Source organism: Acinetobacter sp. CFCC 10889 (genome assembly GCF_003268395.1).
Taxonomy (GTDB): domain Bacteria; phylum Pseudomonadota; class Gammaproteobacteria; order Pseudomonadales; family Moraxellaceae; genus Acinetobacter.
Map to the genome: position 1 here is coordinate 1 of NZ_LQXQ01000018.1, position 21,088 is coordinate 21,088.

The following is a 21,088-nucleotide window of genomic DNA, read 5'->3' on the forward strand; positions in this document are numbered from 1 at the left end:
AACTTTTCCTTCAACATTTTCAGGTACTTTACCTGTCCACGTTAAACCATCTTCACTTGGAGTTAAGGTAATCTCAACTGGATTGCCATCTTTGTCTGTGATTTTAATATCATCTGGCGTGATGGTGCTTGGGTCTACATCTGGATCAAAGGTAACTTTGATATCGCCTTCTGGAGTGATTTCTACTTTCACACCTGGAGCAATCGTATCAATTGTACCTTTATCAGTCGCTGTCGTACTATTTCCTACTGAGTCTGTTACTTTACCCATAACAGTGAACTCACCTTCAGGTAAAGCATTTGGCACGTCTACTGTATAAGTACCACCTTCTTTAACTTCGGTTGTTATCGTTTGCGTATTACCATTTTTATCAGTAATTGTAATTTCAATTTTACTACCAACAGGCGCATCGGTTTTACCTGTAATTGTTGGTGTTGAATCACGACCATTTTCAGGAACGTCTATTGTCAATGTTGGTGGCGTAGTTTTTAATAATCGCACTGTCTTCAGGAGAAGATTCTGACTCACCATCTTTATTGCTAATAGTTGCAGTAACTTTGAGTTCAGTACCTTCTGTAGGGCGATCAACATTGATAATCACTTTGCCAGAACTAAGATCATCAGCAACTAAAACATGTGTATATTTTTTACCAGATTGATCTGTTACGGTAATGGTATCACCAGCTTTTGCACCTGTTGGAATAGAAACAACAATACCAACTTGCGTTTTATCACCTATTTCTTTGCTAGATAAGAAACCATCATCGTTTTGATCATCTAAAATTTCAACTTTAGGTGCATCCAATACGACCGCAGGCTCATTTTCAGACTTAGAGTCATCATCAGTTGCCGCAATGATGCCACCTGTTACAAGTCCACCCACAATCCATGGCAATGAACCTACACCACCTGTACTTGTCCCAGTAATGATTGGGAGTAATTCTTCAAGACCCGTAAGCTCTTTAAAAGAAGCAACGCCATCCTGCCAAACTAACTGCTCAAATGCACAAACTGTACCATCAAATACTAAATCTGAAGTACTACCATCCGCAGCTTTCACAAAATAATTTTCAATTGTGATGGTTTCACCATTTTTTAATTTTATTATGAGGTGATCACCTTCCTGTATGATTTCCAAAATATCTTCTTTTTTTACATTTGGCTGAATAATCGTCGCTTTATCTAATTTTATTATGCTCGACTCAACATTAATTTTTTCAAGGGAGGATTTATCTATTAACGTGATTTTTTGCATTTTAAATGCCCAATTTATAGTAACAATTGGTAAAGTATATTATCAGAGCGATATTTTTTGTACAATCAGCAATACATATCAATATGATTATTGCTTTGCTATTTGGTAAAATATTAATCATCGATATTTAATTTTTTCTAACAGGACACCATTATGCTAAAGAATGCCTTCATTTCCATTGCAGTGATTGCTTCTCTGTCTGCTTGTACTCAATTGCAAACTGCAAACGAGAAAAACCAACCAAAAAATTTATTGTTTGTAAATAAAGAGTTAAATACAAAACCAATCAATGTTCAACGTGATGAAAAGCTGTGTGATGAAGAAAAAGACAACAATAAAGACTGCCCTATTAAGTTCTATATTGATGATTTTAAAGCAGGTGATTTCTATATCAATAATGCAACAACCTATTATTTAAAGCCTAATGAATATGTACTATCTGTTAAAAATTGCAAAGAAGAATGTAAAACATATCACACAAAACTTATTATTGATGAACAGTTTCAAAATGTAAACATTGTATTATCATTAGATAATGACGATCGCCCATTCATCATTAATAAAAAATCATAATTTTAAAAATTAAACCCAGTTTCAAGATAAATTGGGTTTAATTTAAAACCAACTATTTTAGTATAATTAATTTTTCTAAATAGTTAACATTATAATTAGAGCAATTACTTTAAAATAAAACATAACAGAATAAGCATATTTATTTACAGTATATAGACTTTATTTTATGCATTTTAATTTGCTATTATTTAGTGATGTAATTAACATTTATTTAAACATTATGTCTAATCAAACCCTGACACTTCGTAAGGATTTAAGAACACAACGGCGAAAACTTTCCGCTTTACAACAACGACATAGCGAAATTCACGCCTTACAACAACTCATACAACATCCAAAATTTAAAATCGCTCAAAAAATTGGTATTTATTTAGATAATTTTGGTGAATTATCCACTAAAAAAATGATCAAATATTGTTTTAAGATGCGTAAAGAGGTGTACTTACCAACCATCTGTAACATGAATAATATTCTTGTTTGGGTGAAAATTTCTCAGCATCAATTTAATAATCAACGTTTTGTTATGCATAGACTTGGTATGTTAGAACCTGTGGCAACACGTGGTGTACATGTATCGAATTTAGATATATTACTTATGCCATTGTTAGCATGTGATGTGACTGGAACTCGAATGGGCATGGGCGGTGGCTTTTATGATCGTACTTTAGCATCTGCACCCTTTAAACCCTACCGTTTAGGTCTTGCGCACGATTTTCAGTTTTTACAGCAAAAGTTACGACGAAATCCTTGGGATCAGCCACTACATGCACTGATTACCCCAACAAGATCTATTCGCTTTCAATGTCAAATCTGCCAATAGCACTTATTATGATTTATTTATTATCAAATACTTGACATTTTTTATGCAAATTATTTATTACAGCCCTTGTAATTTTTGAAATACCCATCACTATAAAAAACATGGCAACACCGTTGTCACTCATTAGGAGTGCCCATGTCTGAGATTATTATGAATCAAGAAAACTTAGAGCCACAGGTTCCAAGTGTATTACCGCTTTTAGCGCTGCGTGATGTGGTGGTTTATCCACACATGCAAATTGCGTTATTTGTGGGTCGTGAAAAATCGATCAATGCAGTTGATGTGGCTCGTAACAGTGACAATTTAGTATTTGTAGTTGCGCAAAAAGATTCGCTTACAGAAGAAATTGATCACGACAATTTATATCAATATGGTACTGTCGCTAAGATTGTACAAGTTGTGAATCACGAAAATGATGAAAACTGTATAAAAGTATTAATTGAAGGTTTGCATCGTTCTAAATTAGTACAGATCATTGAAAATGATGAGTATTTATCGGCTGAGCATAGCTTAAGCCCGATGACTGTATCGGTTGATGAAGATACGCAAAAAACTCGTGTTGAAGAATTACGTGCTTTATTTGCCCAATATGCAGAAGCAAAATTACGTAATGCTCGTGAGTTAATTGCTGCTGCCAATAAAATTGATGATTTATTGCAATTATTATTCTTTGTTGCAACCCGTGTACCTTTAAATATAGATGTAAAACAAAAATTCCTCGAACACGATGAATTTGAAGAACATTTACAAGAACTCATGACTTATTTGCTGCAACAATCTGAAGAACAACAGATTGAGCAAACTTTGCATGATTCTGTAAAACGTCAAATGGAAAAGAATCAACGTGAATACTTCCTCAATGAAAAGATGAAGGTGATTCAGCGTGAACTTTCCGACATGAATGGCGGTGCGGAAGATGATGTTGCAGAAATCGAAAAGCGTTTAGCAGAAGCCGACTTACCTGAGCATGTGCGTAAAAAAGCTGAAAATGAATTCCGCAAACTCAAAGCAATGCAACCTGCGTCAAGTGAGGCGGCTGTAGTTCGTAACTATATCGAGGCGATTTTAGATACGCCTTGGAATAAAGCGAGCAAAGTCAGCATTAATTTGGCAAAAGCACAAGAAATTTTAGACGCAGACCATTATGGTTTGGATGAAGTCAAAGAACGTATTGTTGAATACTTGGCTGTTCAATCACGCGTGAAAAAACTTCGTGGTCCAATCCTGTGCTTGGTTGGTCCTCCAGGTGTAGGTAAAACTTCACTCGGTGAATCCATTGCCAAAGCAACAGGTCGTGAATTTGTTCGTATGGCACTTGGTGGTGTACGTGATGAAGCGGAAATTCGTGGTCACCGTCGTACCTATATCGGTGCGATGCCAGGTAAAATCGTGCAGTCTTTGACAAAAGTCGGTGTGAAGAACCCACTGTTCTTGCTCGATGAAATTGACAAAATGGCACAGGACTATCGTGGCGATCCAGCTTCTGCGTTGCTTGAAGTACTTGATCCATCACAGAACAACAAGTTCAATGATCATTATTTAGATCTTGATCTTGATTTGTCTGAAGTGATGTTTATCTGTACCGCAAACAGCATGAACATTCCTGAAGCCTTACTTGACCGTATGGAAGTGATTCGTCTACCTGGTTATACCGAAGAAGAAAAAGTCAATATCGCAGACCGTTACCTTGTTCCGAAAGCAATCAAGAACAATGGCTTACGTGCTAAAGAGTTGACCGTTCATGAAGAAGCAATTCGTGACATCGTACGTCGTTATACCCGTGAAGCAGGTGTGCGTAGTTTAGAGCGTGAAGTGTCTAAAATTGCACGTAAAGTGGTGAAAGAGTCGGTCAGTAAGAAAGCCAAAAACTTACAGATTGATGTGACTGCTGAAAACTTACCTGATTATTTAGGTGCACATAAGTTTGACTATGGTATGGCTGAAGAAGAAGCACAAGTCGGTCGTGTCAATGGCTTGGCATGGACTTCAGTGGGTGGTGAATTACTGACCATCGAAGTTGCAGCGGTGAAAGGTAAAGGTAAATTCATTACCACAGGTTCACTTGGTGATGTGATGAAAGAATCCATTACTGCAGCTTTAACCGTGGTTCGTACCCGTGCAGATGAGTTGGGGATCGAAGCATCACGTTTTGAAGAAACTGATGTACACGTGCATTTACCTGAAGGTGCTACTCCAAAAGATGGTCCATCTGCAGGTTTGGCACTGACCACTGCCCTTGTTTCTGCTTTCACAGGCATTGCGATTCGCCCTGATATTGCGATGACAGGTGAAACAAGTCTTGGCGGTCGTGCAATGCGCATTGGTGGCTTAAAAGAGAAACTTTTGGCAGCCCATCGTGGTGGCGTGAAACTTGTGTTCATTCCACAAGAAAATGTGCGTGACTTGAGTGAAATTCCACAAAACGTCAAAGATGGTTTGGAAATTAAAGCCGTCAAATCGATTGATGAAATTTTACCATTGGCTTTGGTGGAAATGCCAAAACCATTGGTCAAAGCACCGATTGTAAAACCTGTCGATGAAGGCAAAGCTGCCCGTCATTAATCGGACTATTCTTGATAAAAAAGAGCGCTACGGCGCTCTTTTTTATGGATTCAAAGTGTTTGAAAATAAAAATTTCTTTAATTCAATGCCAGCTTAAATATTGGTTCAAAAAAATTTAAATTAAGTTTAATTTTTCGACTATATTTGCTTGAAATGATAAAAATTACCCGCATAATAGAAGTACAGATACGGTCTTAGATCGTTTCACTAACATCAGTCGAATCTCCAGGTCGATTGATGTTTAAACGCAGTCCTAACGGCTTTAGGACTGCGCTTTTTTATTGTGATCACGATTTATATTTTCCAATAATATTATCGCCAAACCATTGATCACCTGTGCCATTTTATCTAGATTCAGCTTTTCTACCGTATCTTGTGCAGTGTGATAATGTTTATTTCTAAAAAATGCAGTATCTGTAATCATAATCGCAGGAATTCCTGCATTCCAATAATTAAGATGATCTGAAAAATCTACACCTTGGATAAAGGATGGTGCAATCAAACGCTGACAATCCAATTTTTTAATATTATTCATTGCTTTACAATATTTTTCGCTAAATATCCTTGAGCTAAAATTACTCACTGCGGCAATATAATCACCATGTTCAGGATAGAATAACCCCAATCCAGTCGGATAATCTTGCACAGCTTGGGCATTAAAAAAGCCAATCATTTCCAAAATATACACTGCTTCAATCTGTGCTTTCTGTGCCAGAATCGATTGTGCATGTACAGCACTGCCCATATATGCTGAACGGAAATACGGCGGTTCTTCCAAAGTATAAAACACCAACTCCACATTATGTTTTAACTGATTTTTATGAGCTGCCAGCAATCGCGCTGTTTCCATCAACCCCGCAACACCAGAAGCATTGTCATCCGCACCTTTAAAATCGCCATAAACATCATAGTGTGCCCCAACAATAACCTTTTTGGCATGCCCCATATTTAAGCGACAAATAACATTACGATAGTTTTGTTGTTGCACCTGATAGATTTGATATTCACAAGGTATACCAAATTGTTCAACCTGCTGTTTGAGATAGGCTGCAACACGATCTAATTCTGCGACATTCTTATAATTTCTAAAGGCAGTAGGATGAATAATCTGTGCAAGATAATTGCTTAAATTTTTCGGATCTGCCTGCGGCTCCAATGTACTCTTGGCATAAATCGCTGAATGACAGCTCATTAAAAACAGCAAAATCAATATGGAATAAAATCGTTGCATTAACATAAGCTTTTAAATTTCCATCAATTTATTGTTAAATTTCTTAGATTTGTCAGGATTCAACACTGAGAAATATCACACTCAGCCGAAGAACCTTGTGATATAGGGTTATAATATAGTTCTGCACATGACACTATTGGTTTTATATGAAAATCCGTATTTTGACCATCGGTCAAAAAATGCCTGCGTGGGTTCTGACAGGCTTTGAAGATTATTTCAAACGTATTCAGCCTTTTGTACAAACCCAAATTATTGAATTGCCCATGGCGAAACGTGGCAAAAATGACTCTGAAGCGGATATTTTAAAATATCGTAATATTGAAGGTGACAGCATTTTGGCACAGCTCAAGCAAAATGAAGTGCTGATCGCTTTGGAAGTGGGTGGGCGTGAATTCAGCACCGAAAAACTCGCAGAAACCATGAAAGCTTGGATGTTGGAAGGCAATGATGTTGCGCTTGCCATCGGTGGACCTGATGGACATTCTGAGGCAGTACGTAAAGCTGCGGCATGGCATTGGTCATTATCCAAACTTACGCTGCCACATCCAATGGTGCGTGTGATGCTGATTGAACAGTTGTATCGAGCAATGAGCATTAATCATAATCATCCTTATCATCGTGCGGGCTAAGTTAGACAACATAAGCAGCGATAAACTCAACTTAATCGTTCTAAATTTAGAACAGGATGTTGAAATAACTCGTCTATCCACTGCCACATTTTTTTGGCATGCTTTTTATTTATATTCAACTCAGGTGAATTTCAAATGAATTTACAAACACTTCCCGGTTTATTTATTTCACATGGTTCACCGATGTTGGCACTTAATCCTGAACAGGTCGGTCCTGCGCTGAATCGTTTAAGTCTTAATTTACCGAAACCACAGGCGATTGTGGTGATGTCAGCACATTGGGAAAGTCAGGCGCTTGAAGTCAGTACTGCTGTACGTCCTGAAACTTGGCATGATTTTCGTGGTTTTCCTCCTGAATTATATGAAATGCGCTACCCTGCATCAGGTGATCCACAATTCGCCGAAGAAATTCTACATTTACTTGCAGAAGCACATTTAACTGCACATGCCAACAGTACACGTCCACGTGATCATGGCGTATGGATGCCTTTATTGCATATGTATCCTGAAGCGGATATTCCTGTGGTTGAAATCTCGCTGCCAATGAATATGCATGCAGATGAAATTTATAAGATTGGACAGGCTTTAGCACCTTTACGTGAGAAGCAAATTTTACTGATTGGTTCAGGCAGTATTACCCATAATTTACGTGAATTATCATGGAATGGTGACAATAACAATGTGCCTGAGTGGGCTTCAACATTTCGTAATTATGTCGTAAATAAACTGACCCACAGTGACTATGATGCTGTATTGGATTGGTCAAATATCCCGTTTGTACAACGCAACCATCCTACCATTGAACATTTTGCCCCTTTGTTTTTTGCCATGGGAACAGGGACACGATTTAGTGTTGTACACAGCAGTTTCTCAATGGGTTCATTAGGTATGGATATTTATCGTTTTGATTAATGTTTAATACAAATACATAAAGTTTTTTCATGAATTAACAAATAGAAATTCATAGATACATTTTGAAACCTAAAATCCCCGAATGTATCCATTCTTTTGCAACTCAAATCAGTTATGCTTCCCGCTATCAGTTAAATCAAATACTTGCAGACCATATTATGAAATTACGTTATCTTGCACTTGCCCTGTTTCCTCTCACCTTGGCTGCGTGCCAATCAAGTGATATTCAAAAAGTTGGAGATACTGCTGTGAAAGTTTTACAACAACAAGGTAATGCAGAACAGACTTTGAATGCCTATACATGGTCATATCAACCAACAGGCTCTGACCGCCCGATTGTTTTACAATTTATGCAGGGTAAACTCAGTATTACAACAGGTTGTAATAATATGTTTGGTGCTGCAACAATTGCAAACAGTACGATTACTACAGGTAATTTAGCATCGACCAATATGATGTGTACGCCTGAACTCATGAAGCAAGAAGCTTTTGCAGGTTCATTGTTCCAAGGTGGTAAAACAGCATTTGTTTTAGATACTGCCAATACTGAAGCACCAACACTGACTTTAGTTAGCCCAACAGCAGGTAAAGTTGTATTTACAGGTAAAATGACACCTGAAACTAAATATAACACTCAAGGCGAAACCATCTTTTTGGAAATCAGCCCTGAAACCAAACAATGTACAGGTGTTGCACCACAAACTTGTTTGCAAGTTCGTGAGATTAAATATGCTGAAAATGGTGTGAAAACCCAAGTCGATAAAGATTGGACTTTGTTCTATGACAATATTGATGGCTTTAAACACACAGCAAATGAGCGTCAAGTGGTTCGCATCAAACGCTACGAAATTAAAAATCCTGCGGCAGATCAATCTAAATATGCCTATGTACAAGATATGATCATTGAACGTGAAGCGATTAAAGGCTCACTTTAATCTCTGATTGATTGAAAATAAATAATCAAAAATATTTTAAAAACCGATGTTTAGACATCGGTTTTTATTCTCAATTTCTATTATTTTAATCAGTGAATTTTTGCTATGAGAATAAAAATAATCATGCTCGCACTGCTCTGTACTGCATGTGCTGAAAAACCACTAACAAACCAAGAAACTCAAAACCTACTGAGTCAATATACATGGGTATATACAGCACCCAACAGTGATACTCCAATAGAACTCACTTTTAAAGATGATCAACTTGGTGCATATACTTCCTGTAACAGCATGGGAGGAGCTTATAAAATTATTGAACAAAAAATGCTAGCCCCTATCATTTTTGGTGATGCACAAGCGTGTGCACCGCATATCATGCAACAAGAGCATTTTATTAGAATGTTTTTTTTACAGCCCGTTCCCTTTAAGATTAGCTCACGTTCAAGTCAAAATCCCAAACTTATTTTTCAAAAAGATCAGCAAGAATATATCTTTATCGGCACAAAACGTTCACATAAAAATCAAAATGCACATGGAGAATAGATCATGAAAATCACAACTTTTTTATTATTTTCCTGTGCAGTTTTGTCTATTTCAGCCTGCCAAAATACAACGGTTGTAAATAAACCGATTACGCCCACTGTCTTATCATCTCAGCAGTTCAATGAAATATTACAACAACATACATGGACATATACCCCACCGAATAGCGAAATACCCATTCAAATTAATTTTAATAATGAGAGTATTGCAATTTATAGTGGCTGTAATTTAATGAGTCGGAAATATAAAACTCAAGACCATCAAATCATGCTTTTTGATTATCTTTTGAGTTCAACGAAAGCTTGTGGAGAATTAGAAAAACAAGAAAGTTTGACCTATGGCTTATTTCTGCAACCGCATTCATTTACTTTAGAACAAAACTCTATAGGTGAAATGGTTTTAAAATTAGAACATAGCAATCATCAACACTATATATTCAAAGCCAAGCCTAAAAAAGAAGATTTAGAACAATCTGATCTTGAGGTTTTAACAAAATTCACATGGCAACACATTACAGACGATCAAAACCAAGTTCAAAAACAGGCATTACTCTTAAACTTCGATCCTGATCGTGTTCGATATTATAGTGGTTGCAACCGTAATTATTACAAATATTCCATTGAAAATAATACTATTTCTCACTTGGGACACTATGGAGGTACTGTGATGATGTGCCCCATTAACCTGCAAGAAAAACAATTTGAAAAGTTAAGTGCCAAACCCTTTCATTTTAAGTTGGATTATTCCACCACTTTTCCCAAGTTAATTTTAGAATCCAAGTATCAACCCAATATGATCTTTCAAGCGATTCCAAGAAAAAAAGCATTACATTAGACCTCTTGCGAAAGTTATTTTCGGCGAGATCTAAATCAATATTGAATGTTCCCTCTCCTTTCAGGATGAGAAACGTCGTTTCGCAAGAGGGAGAGGTTTTCTATTTAAAAGCCCCCTCATCCTAGCCTTCTCCCTGAGCCATATATGGCGCAAGAGAAGGAACTTCCAATATTCTTTTGGATATGTTTTTAATCTAAAATTTGAACATTTTTTGACTTACGCAAGAGGACTATTATCCTGAAACATAAATCTGAGGCTTAGACCTAATTTCAATCCAAATAGACAATTGTAACGCCTAAAATTTTATTAACCTCTTTGCCCCAACCAATAACCTGCTTTTTTCAAAGCAGTTTTACTTTCAGGAACAAAAGGCACGACTGTCCATGCATGCCACATGCCTGTCCAAATATCGAGTTGCACATCAACACCTTGTAACTTGGCTTTACGGGCAAACTCACGACTGTCATCCAACAAAACTTCCTTTGAACCCACTTGCACATAAAAAGGTGGCAAACCTGTAAAATCGGCAAATAAAGGCGAAATTTGAGGATTTTTACGATCTTGTTCCTGTACATAATGTCGTGCAAAATCTCTTTCCAAGAAATATGTCCCTAAAAATGGATCACGATGATCTTGTTTCTTATGACTTGGCAAGGTCAGCGTTAAATCCAACCACGGCGACAATAGATAAACACGCTGTGGCAAAGCAACACCTGCATCACGTGCACGAACACACAAAGCAAGTGCTAAATTTCCACCCGCAGAATCACCACCTAAGACGATTTCATAACCTTGATATTTTTCAATAATGCCTTGCCATGCTGTAAATACATCATCAATTGCAGCAGGAAATCGTGCCTCAGGTGCTAACCGATAATCAGGTAAATAAGCAAAACTCGCTTGTGCCAATTGACATAGGCTTGCCACATAACCCTTATGGCTTTTAGGGCTACCCACGACAAAACCACCACCATGAATATAGACCAAGATTCGTTTTAGATTTTTATTGGGGCGTAAGTTTTCGATTTGCATGGTAGGAACATTGCCAAACTGCACTTTTTTAGCCTTAAAAAATGCCGGCAATGGCGCAAGCTGTGTACCTTTCTCAAAAAAACTACGTAAAAATTGAGTATTATTTTTATGCAAAAGCAACATTCTTTTTTGTTGCTTAAATAGCAACATCGCAATGTGAGATTGATAGCTGGACACTTTATTTTTTCCTTTTTGTTGTCACTCTACCTTAATCACATTCTGCATGAATCGAATTGGCTGATATTTTTTAAAATCATTGAAATGGGTAAATACCTAACAAAATATACAAAACTAAATTTTCGGCATAAAAAAACCGATGCAAAAGCATCGGTTTTAGATTTATTCAAGGTCTAAACCTTAGAATACACCTTGCGCTAACATTGCATCAGCCACTTTTACGAAGCCAGCAATATTTGCACCATTTACATAGTTCACAGTACCGTCTTCTTCAGTACCGTATTTCACACAGTTACGGTGAATTTCTTTCATGATCGCATGTAAACGCTCATCCACTTCTTCAAATGTCCAGCCCAAACGGATTGAGTTTTGTGACATTTCAAGACCTGAAGTTGCAACACCACCTGCATTTGACGCCTTACCTGGTGCATAAAGGATTTTCGCTTCAACGAATTTCTCAACAGCTTCAAGTGTAGAAGGCATGTTTGCACCTTCAGCCACACAGATCACACCGTTTGCAAGTAATGCAACTGCATCTTCTTCTGTTAACTCATTTTGAGTTGCACATGGAAGCGCGATGTCACACTTGATACTCCAAGGGCGTTTGCCTTCAAGGTATTCAAAACCGTGTTTAGACGCGAACTCAGAGATACGACCACGTTTTACGTTTTTAAGTTCCATCACTTCACAAAGAAGTTCAGTCGTGAAACCGTCTTTCACGTAAACAGTACCGTTAGAGTCAGAAAGTGAAACTACTTTCGCACCCAAATACATTGCTTTTTCAGCAGCATATTGTGCAACGTTACCAGAACCTGAAATCGTTACAGTTTTACCGTTAAAGCTGTCACCACGAGTTTTCAGCATTTCTTCAGCAAAATATACAGTACCGAAACCAGTCGCTTCAGGACGAGCCAAAGAACCACCGAAAGACAGTCCTTTACCTGTGAATACGCATGAAGTGTCATTACTGAGCTTCTTCATCATACCTGCCATGTAGCCGACTTCACGCCCACCTACACCGATATCACCCGCAGGAATATCTGTGTTAGAACCAAGGTGACGATATAACTCAACCATCAACGCTTGACAGAAACGCATAATTTCGCCTTCTGACTTACCTTTCGGGTTAAAGTCAGAACCACCTTTACCACCACCCATAGGAAGTGTTGTTAAGGCATTTTTAAATGTTTGTTCGAAACCTAAGAATTTTAAAATCGAAAGGTTTACAGATGGGTGGAAACGCATACCGCCTTTGAATGGCCCAATTGCAGAGTTGTATTGGACACGGAAAGCACGGTTGACTTGAGTTTGACCTTGGTCATCTAACCAAGAAACGCGGAATTGAATAGCACGTTCAGGCTCTACAAGACGCTCAAGCAAACCATAATCTGCATATTGTGGATTTTTTTCAATAAATGGCCATAAGCTGGTCATTACTTCTTCTACAGCTTGCAGAAATTCTGGTTGATTTGGATCACGTGCTTTAACGTAATTTAAGAAGTCATTCAGGCTAGTATATTTCAACGCTCAATCCTCAGCAAAAGGGGTGAATCAAAATTGGTCAAATTTTTCAAAAGAATGATATATTTTGGCGCAAAGTATTTAATCTCTTTTGTTAACAATCTACAACACTTTTTCCAATGTTTTTTAAATAATTATTAAATTCAATGTGATATTTTCTAATTAATAACATTTTTTATGCCAATTCAGTCTTATTTTTAATAAATTATTTAGGCATTTTTGCCCATATTCAGCGCACATTTTGTACCATTTTGTACCATTTTGGATCAAATACAAAAATGTGCAGAATGTGCTAAAATTCAGCGACCTCACTGGCATCTTGTTATTTTCTTTAAGCACATGACTCTTTCTATTTCTCTCATTCAGCAAATTGATGCACTTTTACCTCAAACCCAATGTGGTTTATGTGGGCATCGAGATGGTTGTTTACCTTATGCCAAATCAATTGCTGAGGGAGAAGATGCAAATAAATGTGTACCAGGTGGACAACCTGTTGCAGATGCTTTAGCGGAGTTATTGGCACGTCCAAAATTAACTGCTGAACCAAGTGTATGGGACATTCAAAGTGATGGCCGTCCACAACGCATGAAAGCCATCATTCGTGAAGATGAATGTATTGGTTGTACCAAATGTATCAGTGCTTGCCCTGTCGATGCGATTATTGGCTCAGGTAAACTCATGCATACTGTTTTGACCGACTTGTGTACTGGTTGTGAACTGTGTATTCCACCTTGCCCTGTAGATTGCATTGACTTGGTTGAAGATCTGGAAAATATTCCCACTGAGCCTCAGCGCATTGCTGAACAAGAAGATCTCAGACAACGTTATTATGCGCATATTCAACGTGAGGAAAATCGCCGTATTCACCGTAAAGGCCCTGTAGTTCGTGCAGAAATTGATACCGAATTATTCGCCCAATATACTGAACAAAATCAACAACTCCCTGCCATTGAAGTGCTTGAAAAACCAGAACAGACTAAAATGGTGATGGATGCCAAGACCACCATTGAATTGGCAAAAATCCGTACACAAATCAAGAAATTGGAAAAACAACTTTCAGTACGTCCTGATGAAAAGAAACAACTACAATTAGATGGACTTTTACAGCAATTATCTGACTTACAAGGCGCATAATCATGGCTGTAAAAAACATGACCAAAAAACAGATTCAGACTTTTTTTGAGCGTTTACGTGAGCAGCGCCCTCACCCTGAAACTGAGCTGAACTATTCCTCACCTTTTGAACTTTTGGTTGCAGTGACTTTATCTGCGCAAGCGACTGATGTCAGTGTCAATAAAGCCACCGACAAGCTTTTTCCAGTCGCAAATACCCCTGAAAAAATCTATGCCTTGGGTGTGGATGGACTCAAGGAATATATAAAAACGATTGGTTTATATAATTCCAAAGCGGAAAACGTGATTAAAGCTTGCAAAATGCTGATTGAACTACATAACAGCCAAGTTCCTGACAATCGTAAGGATTTGGAAGCCCTGCCAGGCGTTGGGCGTAAAACAGCCAATGTGGTACTGAACACCGCCTTTGGACAGCCAACAATGGCAGTAGATACGCATATTTTCCGCTTGGGGAACCGTACAGGTTTGGCTGTTGGCAAAGATGTGCTTGAAGTAGAACAACGCTTAATTAAAGTCATTCCTAAAGAATTTATTTTGGATTCACATCATTGGTTGATTTTACATGGGCGTTATTGTTGTATCGCACGTAAGCCCAAGTGTGGCGAGTGCATCGTGTCTGATGTCTGCAATTGGACAGATAAATATGAGTTTGGTGCTGTTAGAGAAATTAAAGTGAAAAATTTAGAATAGAACCTTGTCAAAAATCAAACGTATTCATTGAAAATTTATTTCACAACCACTAAATCATATTCTTTGCGAAAATGAATATTTCCACCATGCGCATTGCGAGTTGCACCCTCTAGAATAATTCGGTACGTGCCTGATCGAGTCGGTGTTCCTTTTATTTCAATTATATGATCACTATAAGGCACCACACCTGCATTAGGATCAACACTTAATCCAGAACTTTTAGAAATAGAGGTATCAAAGTATAAACCATCAATCAATGTAACCTTTTCAATCTCAATTTTTGCATTGTAATATTGCCCCACCACAGCATCAGGCAAAGCTTTTGGCGTAATTTTAATCTCTTGCGTACAAGCAGTGACAAACATACTAAATAACAAGTATAAAATTTTTATTTTCATCACATTTTAACTGTACTATTTATTTTTATTTTCCAAATCTCTTTTCATTTGTTCTAACCTTTTCCACTCTTCAGCGACTTGAGGATGCATTTCATAATTGCCCGATTTACGCATTTCTCTACGTTCTTGTAATTCTTCTTTTTGTGCTTTACGCAATAATTTAAAACTCATGAATAATAAACCAAGTAAAATGATTACGCTTAAAATAACCAAACCAATAAGTGCAATTTTCATTGTCTATCACCCATAAAAAAGAGCCCTAATATGAATGAGGACTCTTTCTTTGTCAAAGATTTCTAAAATCGCTTACACAATCTTAGTTATCTTCAATATTTTAACCAAGAATAGCAAACAAATCAGTTTGAACTTCTTCGATCGGACGAAGACCATTTAATTTGTCATAAGTCGGTGCATTTTCACCAGAATTTGCACGACCTTGATAGAAACCAACCAATTGCTCAGTTTCAGTGTGATATGAACCTAAACGCTTACGAATCGTTTCTTCTTGGTCATCTGGACGTTGAATCAGATCTTCACCTGTTTCATCATCTTTACCTTCCACTTTTGGTGGATTGTAAATGGTGTGATAAACACGACCAGATGCAGCATGCTGACGGCGACCTGAAAGACGTTTCACGATTTCTTCATCAGGTACATCAATTTCGATCACATGATCAATCGCAATACCTTCTTTTTCCAAAGCTTCAGCTTGAGGAATCGTGCGTGGAAAACCATCAAAGATACAACCATTGACACAATCAGGTTGTGCAATGCGTTCTTTTACTAAACCAATGATCAGTTCATCTGAGACTAAACCGCCAGACTCCATCACATTTTTAGCTTTAAGACCTAATTCAGTACCTTCACGAATTGCAGCACGGAGCATATCACCGGTTGAAATTTGTGGGATATTGTAGCGCTTACAGATCAACTGAGCTTGAGTACCTTTGCCTGCTCCAGGTGGTCCGAGTAGGATAATGCGCATAAAAAACATCCTCTTTTAAAACAATATGTATGATACCTCGGTGTCCTCATCTATCGAGGAACACTGGCATCTATTTATAAGAAAGCAACAAACAAATGGATTAGACCTGCTAAAAATCCAGTGACACCACCCAGTACGATCAAAAGCCATTCGTCTTCCCTAAAAGCAGGACGTAATAGATTTTGAAACTCTGTTGGTGTAAGTTCACGGATACGCTCTCTAAACATTTGAAAGATTTTCTGTGCACGGCTCGCATTAAAGGCTGGGTCGCTTACAGGTACCATCGTAATTTCAATGGAACGATCAATCAAGTCTGTTTTAAGTTTAGCATATTCCGAAGGACCAATAGAAAGCTGTAATGCAGTTCGTATTAATGGCGTTTCCATGATGCTATTCACATGGCGCTTAATAATACGGCGTGTTTTCTCTTTTTTTGGTCCATACATCATTTCTGTCATGATAGATTTTAACGTAATCAAATCTTCAGTCACAACACTTGCGAATACATCTGAAACCTCATCCTGACGTTTCATGAATGCACCCTGTACATTATATGTACCGATACGTGGAATCACAGGTTTAATCCAAGGGAATTTTCGGTCTTTGGTTAACTCAAAAAACTGCGGATAACGTACATAGTGTGGATACACTGGATTAAAGACCATCCAAATCGCAATCCAGTTGGTTAAAAATCCCCAAATCGCAGCAAATACAGGTACAGTACGATGGTCAGGAATCAAGATATAAACTGCCATTTGGAAAATACCAAAGAACGTTCCAATCAGCGCACTGATATGCCAAATAAAGTTAATCTCTTTTTGACCAACTTTTAAGAACATGCGTACCATTAAACGGCGATCGCCTTCCATTTGGCGTACCACCATTTCTTTCATGTCAACCAATGACTCTACGTTCATGGTCAACTCAGTCACCAAACCTTTTAAAATTTCAGGCATTTGTTGGTGTGCTTGCGCATAAATTCGGCGTTTAATTGAATAAGGTAAATTTTCCCAAAGCACAGCATTACGATCCATCATCACTTCATCAATGAGATGTTCAAGTTCAAAACCAACTTGTTCGCCAATGATACGTGCCATGTCCTCTGGTTCCATGGCATTTAAAAATTCATTGAGCGAGCCGAGTTTGGACAGTGTATTATCAGTGATAATGCCTGAAATACGCCCTGCTTTACGTGGCACAATGCCCTGCCAACCTACTGGTAGCGGTCCAATATGGAAACCCCAAAATTTGATTGGGTAAAACACCATTTTTAGCGCCATCCACACATGGATCCAAGTAACAAAAGCTGTTACTGGCACAATACTTAATATTGCAAGATGATCAGGTCGACTAAAAAAGGCGTGCCACAACTCACTAACGTATTCCAACATGCATGACTCTCATATTTATTTCTATTCGTGGTCTAAAAAGGCTACATATAAAACTTAAAGTCCAAAACTCAAAGTATAAGCAAATTGCAGTTGTGGTTTGGTTTCTTCAATCATATTGCCACGACTGTCATGAATTTCACTACCTGCTCCAATACCTACACTCAATGTACTAATGCGTTCTTTATTCAATAAAACATAGGCTAAGTCTACACCTGCGCCATATTGGATCTCATCTTTATTATCAACTTTTTTGCTTTTGAGTGAACCGCCATAAACGCCAACATAAAAGCCATTTTTGTCAGTCCCATTTAAAAACGCTGGATAACGAAAACCAACCTGTCCAGCAAATTCATGATCACCACTCACAAAAGCACCAACTTTGGCATAAGCAATTCCATATGGGTTGACCCACTCACCATTAAAATGTGCAATTTTTTGTGTGAGACCTGCGCCAACATTAAACGTTGCAGCATCTGTCTCTTTTAGTTTTGCTTCTGGTAAATAATCTTGCAATCCAGCATGTGCTGCATTTCCTAATCCTAATAGTAATATTAAGGGAAAGATTTTTTTCATTATTTTCTCCATTGTCCCTAATTTTGGGTCAAACACGATCTTCCATATTTTTCTGACTTTAACAGAATTATTTAACAACTCATATACAAAACACTAGAAATTTAGTGTCGCTAAGGTCAAGAGTTGTTAGACAAAAAATCAAACTTCAATTTACAACGATGATGCATTTTTACAGATTTTTATGTAGTTTCAAAACGAATATTACCATCCTTCACTTAATTCTAAGGTAAAATGGCTGCCCGCACTCTGCACCTAATTTTGCCAAGTAAGTCGATGCCTATATGAAACAGCAGTTTCCGTTAAAGAATGTTCAGAAAGAAAAGCGCATCTTCCGAAGCCGTATTTTCTTTTCTATTGGGATTGTCTCGTTTTTTTTACTGCTGCTTGTTGCACGTTATGCTTATTTACAAATTTTTCATCATGAAGAATTTAGTGAGGCTTCTGATAAAAACCGTATTCGTCTACAACCTATTGCACCTGCACGCGGCTACATTTATGACCGAAATGGTATTTTACTTGCTGATAATTACCCTGTCTTTACAGCAACCCTCAGTAAAGCCGATGTCGCAGATATTGATGACACAGTAAAACGTCTTACGCCTATTCTAAATTTGAACGAAGAAGATATTGAACGCTTTTTTAGCCGGATTAAAACCTCGAAAAAAACAGAACGTGTCACACTCAAGTTGAACTTGACTGAAACAGATATTGCTCGTTTTAGTGAAGTAAAATTCCAGTTTCCCGGTGTCGATATTGAAACGCAAATGACACGTTATTATCCACATGGTGAATTATTTGCGCATGTGATTGGTTATGTGGGACGCATCAACGACAAAGAACTGAAAGAAATTAATAAAGATTCTTATGCTGGAACGAACTTAATCGGCAAAATTGGTGTTGAGAAATCTTATGAAGATTTACTACATGGTAATCCTGGATATGAATCTATTGAAGCTGATGCGCATGGTAATGTTTTACGTCATTTAGGTCGTAAAGAGTCAACACGTGGTAACGATTTATTTTTATCTTTAGATTATGGACTACAAACAGTTGCGGCAGAACAATTAGCAGGTCGCCGTGGTGCAATTGTCGCCATTGATCCTCGCACAGGTGAAATCTTAGCATTGGTTTCTAGCCCAAGCTTTAATCCAAATCTATTTGTTACAGGCATTGGGCATGCAGACTATAGTGCTTTACGTGATAATTTAGACCAACCTCTTTATAACCGTGCTGTACAAGGCAGTTATCCACCGGGTTCAACCATTAAACCAATGGAAGCATTGGGCGGTATTCATTATAAAACTGTAGATTGGTCTACTGCTATTTCTGATCCAGGGTACTTCCATTTACCAGGGGATTCACACAAATTCCGAGACTGGAAAAAAACGGGGCATGGCAGTGTCAATATGCACAAGTCCATCGTGGTTTCTTGTGATACTTATTTTTATATTCTTGCCCACCAGATGGGTATTGAAAAAATGAATGAATGGATGCGGCAGTTTGGCTTTGGTGAAAAAACTGGTGTAGATTTACCAAGTGAAAGTACAGGTTTATACCCAAGCCCTGAATGGAAAATGCGTACCCGTAAAAGCAAATGGCTTAAAGGTGAAACCATTTCCGTAAGTATCGGTCAAGGCGCATTTACTGCAACACCACTACAACTGGCAATGGCAACTGCAATTACCGCTAACCATGGTGCACATGTTATCCCACATGTATTGCGAGAGTCTAAAGGTGCAAAAGTACATAAAGTTCTCAATGCGCCTACAGGTAAAATCAATTTTAGTGGGACAGATGCAGATTGGGTTAAAATGCGTGATGCCATGGTTGATGTTATCCAAACAGGTACAGGACGTGGTATTCGTACATCCATGTATCAAATTGCAGGTAAAACTGGAACTGCACAGGTTAAAAGTATTGCGCAAGGCAAACGCTATAATGAAGCTTTACTGACTGACCGACAGCTTGACCATGGTTTATTTGTTGGCTTTGCTCCTGCGGAAAATCCAGAAATTGCCATTGCTGTGATTTGGGAAAATGGTCGTCATGGTGGTTCAGCAGCGCAAATTGCACGTCCTGTATTTGACTACTGGTTACTCACACGCAATAAAAAACCAATCGTCCCACTAAATCATCAAATTAGTGGTGGCTTAATGACCGCAGGAATTAAACCTGGTGAATTACCAAGTGGTGATATCGCACTCGGTGCAGATCCAAATGCCTTACCTAAACCAAAACCAAATGCAAGCTCTGGACAAACTGCAACAACAAATAGCCACCAAGCACCAACAACACGTCCCGCACCAGCTCAACATGGAACTGAACTCAGTGAATAAAGTAAAAAATCAACTTCGAATTATTGGTGGTGAATGGAAACGCCGAGTTTTGCCTTTTGCTGAAATTGATGGTTTACGTCCTACACCTGATCGTGTGCGTGAAACTTTATTTAACTGGCTAATGTGGGATATTCAAAATGCAAAAGTACTTGATCTCTGTGCAGGTTCAGGTGCATTAAGTTTTGAAGCCCTTTCTCGTGGTGCGAAACATGTTGTAATGGTTGAACCAAATTTACAACAAGTGAAATTTTTAAAAGAAAATATTCAACTTTTAAAAGCAGAAAACTGCCAAATAAAAGCCCAGACCGCTCAACAAGCGATCGCGAGTTTAGATGAAAAATTTGATTTAATATTTTTAGATCCACCTTATAGTCTGGATTTATGGGCAGAACTTGCTGAAAAAGTTGATATTTTACTTGCACCTAAAGCAATGATTTATGTCGAGGCAGACCGTACCTTAAATACATTAAATCTACCCACACATTGGCAACTGCTGAAACAAACTAAAGCAGGTGTGGTTCAAGCGGGTTTATTTCAAAAAAATGAGAGATAAAAAGC

Annotated in this window: 22 protein-coding genes; 12 read left to right on the forward strand and 10 right to left on the reverse strand. The window is 37.9% G+C overall.

Annotated features, from left to right (window positions below):
• Together AVJ19_RS08520 and AVJ19_RS08525 are read right to left on the reverse strand one after the other, a co-directional pair.
• Positions 1-501: Ig-like domain-containing protein (locus tag AVJ19_RS08520; RefSeq protein ID WP_228203326.1), on the reverse strand; the 501-nt coding region annotated here is incomplete at its 3' end.
• The gene (locus AVJ19_RS08525; protein WP_111859323.1) at positions 452-1,255 is read right to left on the reverse strand and encodes a BapA/Bap/LapF family prefix-like domain-containing protein; all 804 of its coding nucleotides are present in this window, start codon (positions 1,253-1,255) and stop codon (positions 452-454) included. The genes AVJ19_RS08520 and AVJ19_RS08525, both read right to left, overlap by 50 nt.
• 153 nt (positions 1,256-1,408) lie before the next feature.
• On the opposite strand from AVJ19_RS08525, the gene AVJ19_RS08530 reads away from it, so the two are divergent.
• The 3 genes from AVJ19_RS08530 to lon all read left to right on the forward strand — a co-directional run bounded on the left by AVJ19_RS08530 (position 1,409) and on the right by lon (position 5,210).
• Positions 1,409-1,828, forward strand: a complete 420-nt coding sequence (locus AVJ19_RS08530; RefSeq protein ID WP_111859324.1) for a hypothetical protein — start codon at positions 1,409-1,411, stop codon at positions 1,826-1,828.
• A 220-nt stretch (positions 1,829-2,048) separates the two neighbouring features.
• Positions 2,049-2,648, forward strand: a complete 600-nt coding sequence (locus AVJ19_RS08535) for a 5-formyltetrahydrofolate cyclo-ligase (RefSeq protein WP_111859379.1) — start codon at positions 2,049-2,051, stop codon at positions 2,646-2,648.
• Positions 2,649-2,783: 135 nt separating this feature from the next.
• Positions 2,784-5,210, forward strand: coding sequence for an endopeptidase La (gene lon, locus AVJ19_RS08540; protein WP_111859325.1), 2,427 nt, complete (start codon positions 2,784-2,786; stop codon positions 5,208-5,210).
• A gap of 262 nt (positions 5,211-5,472) precedes the next feature.
• On the opposite strand, the gene AVJ19_RS08545 is transcribed toward lon, so the two are convergent.
• Positions 5,473-6,402: a M20/M25/M40 family metallo-hydrolase gene (locus tag AVJ19_RS08545; RefSeq protein WP_228203327.1), complete on the reverse strand. Its 930-nt coding sequence runs from the start codon at positions 6,400-6,402 to the stop codon at positions 5,473-5,475.
• A gap of 185 nt (positions 6,403-6,587) precedes the next feature.
• Between AVJ19_RS08545 and rlmH the strand changes: the two genes are divergently transcribed.
• The 5 genes from rlmH (at position 6,588) to AVJ19_RS08570 (ending at position 10,294) form a co-directional block, all read left to right on the forward strand.
• Positions 6,588-7,070, forward strand: coding sequence for a 23S rRNA (pseudouridine(1915)-N(3))-methyltransferase RlmH (gene rlmH, locus AVJ19_RS08550; RefSeq protein ID WP_111859327.1), 483 nt, complete (start codon positions 6,588-6,590; stop codon positions 7,068-7,070).
• A 135-nt stretch (positions 7,071-7,205) separates the two neighbouring features.
• On the forward strand, positions 7,206-7,982 hold the full coding sequence (locus AVJ19_RS08555; protein ID WP_111859328.1) for a DODA-type extradiol aromatic ring-opening family dioxygenase: 777 nt from the start codon (positions 7,206-7,208) through the stop codon (positions 7,980-7,982).
• A gap of 158 nt (positions 7,983-8,140) precedes the next feature.
• Positions 8,141-8,917 carry a DUF4377 domain-containing protein gene (locus AVJ19_RS08560; protein WP_111859329.1) on the forward strand — a complete coding sequence of 259 codons (777 nt, stop codon included), beginning with the start codon at positions 8,141-8,143 and terminating at the stop codon, positions 8,915-8,917.
• A gap of 123 nt (positions 8,918-9,040) precedes the next feature.
• Positions 9,041-9,460 (forward strand): META domain-containing protein, encoded by a 420-nt coding sequence (locus AVJ19_RS08565; RefSeq protein WP_162626568.1) that lies wholly within the window; start codon positions 9,041-9,043, stop codon positions 9,458-9,460.
• A 3-nt stretch (positions 9,461-9,463) separates the two neighbouring features.
• Positions 9,464-10,294 (forward strand): META domain-containing protein, encoded by an 831-nt coding sequence (locus tag AVJ19_RS08570; protein WP_111859331.1) that lies wholly within the window; start codon positions 9,464-9,466, stop codon positions 10,292-10,294.
• A gap of 306 nt (positions 10,295-10,600) precedes the next feature.
• On the opposite strand, the gene AVJ19_RS08575 is transcribed toward AVJ19_RS08570, so the two are convergent.
• Both AVJ19_RS08575 and gdhA read right to left on the reverse strand, forming a co-directional pair.
• On the reverse strand, positions 10,601-11,503 hold the full coding sequence (locus AVJ19_RS08575) for an alpha/beta hydrolase (protein ID WP_111859332.1): 903 nt from the start codon (positions 11,501-11,503) through the stop codon (positions 10,601-10,603).
• Positions 11,504-11,683: 180 nt separating this feature from the next.
• On the reverse strand, positions 11,684-13,027 hold the full coding sequence (gene gdhA, locus AVJ19_RS08580) for an NADP-specific glutamate dehydrogenase (protein ID WP_111859333.1): 1,344 nt from the start codon (positions 13,025-13,027) through the stop codon (positions 11,684-11,686).
• A 336-nt stretch (positions 13,028-13,363) separates the two neighbouring features.
• Here gdhA and AVJ19_RS08585 point away from each other — a divergent pair, with 336 nt between their 5' ends.
• Together AVJ19_RS08585 and nth are read left to right on the forward strand one after the other, a co-directional pair.
• The gene (locus AVJ19_RS08585) at positions 13,364-14,158 is read left to right on the forward strand and encodes an RnfABCDGE type electron transport complex subunit B (RefSeq protein WP_111859334.1); all 795 of its coding nucleotides are present in this window, start codon (positions 13,364-13,366) and stop codon (positions 14,156-14,158) included.
• A 2-nt stretch (positions 14,159-14,160) separates the two neighbouring features.
• Entirely contained in the window at positions 14,161-14,847 is a 687-nt protein-coding gene (gene nth / locus AVJ19_RS08590) for an endonuclease III (protein ID WP_111859335.1), read from the forward strand.
• 35 nt (positions 14,848-14,882) lie between these two features.
• Here nth and AVJ19_RS08595 read toward each other — a convergent pair whose 3' ends face one another.
• The 5 genes from AVJ19_RS08595 to AVJ19_RS08615 form a co-directional block, all read right to left on the reverse strand.
• Positions 14,883-15,212, reverse strand: a complete 330-nt coding sequence (locus tag AVJ19_RS08595; RefSeq protein WP_228203328.1) for a hypothetical protein — start codon at positions 15,210-15,212, stop codon at positions 14,883-14,885.
• 48 nt (positions 15,213-15,260) lie between these two features.
• The gene (locus tag AVJ19_RS08600) at positions 15,261-15,479 is read right to left on the reverse strand and encodes a hypothetical protein (RefSeq protein WP_111859336.1); all 219 of its coding nucleotides are present in this window, start codon (positions 15,477-15,479) and stop codon (positions 15,261-15,263) included.
• A 100-nt stretch (positions 15,480-15,579) separates the two neighbouring features.
• On the reverse strand, positions 15,580-16,230 hold the full coding sequence (gene adk / locus AVJ19_RS08605; RefSeq protein WP_111859337.1) for an adenylate kinase: 651 nt from the start codon (positions 16,228-16,230) through the stop codon (positions 15,580-15,582).
• Between the two features lie 74 nt (positions 16,231-16,304).
• Positions 16,305-17,621: a hypothetical protein gene (locus tag AVJ19_RS08610; protein WP_111859338.1), complete on the reverse strand. Its 1,317-nt coding sequence runs from the start codon at positions 17,619-17,621 to the stop codon at positions 16,305-16,307.
• Between the two features lie 54 nt (positions 17,622-17,675).
• Complete coding sequence (locus AVJ19_RS08615) at positions 17,676-18,194, reverse strand: hypothetical protein (protein ID WP_111859339.1); 519 nt, start codon at positions 18,192-18,194, stop codon at positions 17,676-17,678.
• Positions 18,195-18,475: 281 nt separating this feature from the next.
• On the opposite strand from AVJ19_RS08615, the gene mrdA reads away from it, so the two are divergent.
• Both mrdA and rsmD read left to right on the forward strand, forming a co-directional pair.
• On the forward strand, positions 18,476-20,530 hold the full coding sequence (gene mrdA / locus AVJ19_RS08620) for a penicillin-binding protein 2 (RefSeq protein ID WP_111859340.1): 2,055 nt from the start codon (positions 18,476-18,478) through the stop codon (positions 20,528-20,530).
• Positions 20,523-21,083: a 16S rRNA (guanine(966)-N(2))-methyltransferase RsmD gene (gene rsmD, locus AVJ19_RS08625; RefSeq protein ID WP_228203329.1), complete on the forward strand. Its 561-nt coding sequence runs from the start codon at positions 20,523-20,525 to the stop codon at positions 21,081-21,083. The genes mrdA and rsmD overlap by 8 nt, the downstream gene beginning before the upstream one ends.
• Positions 21,084-21,088 lie beyond the last annotated feature (5 nt).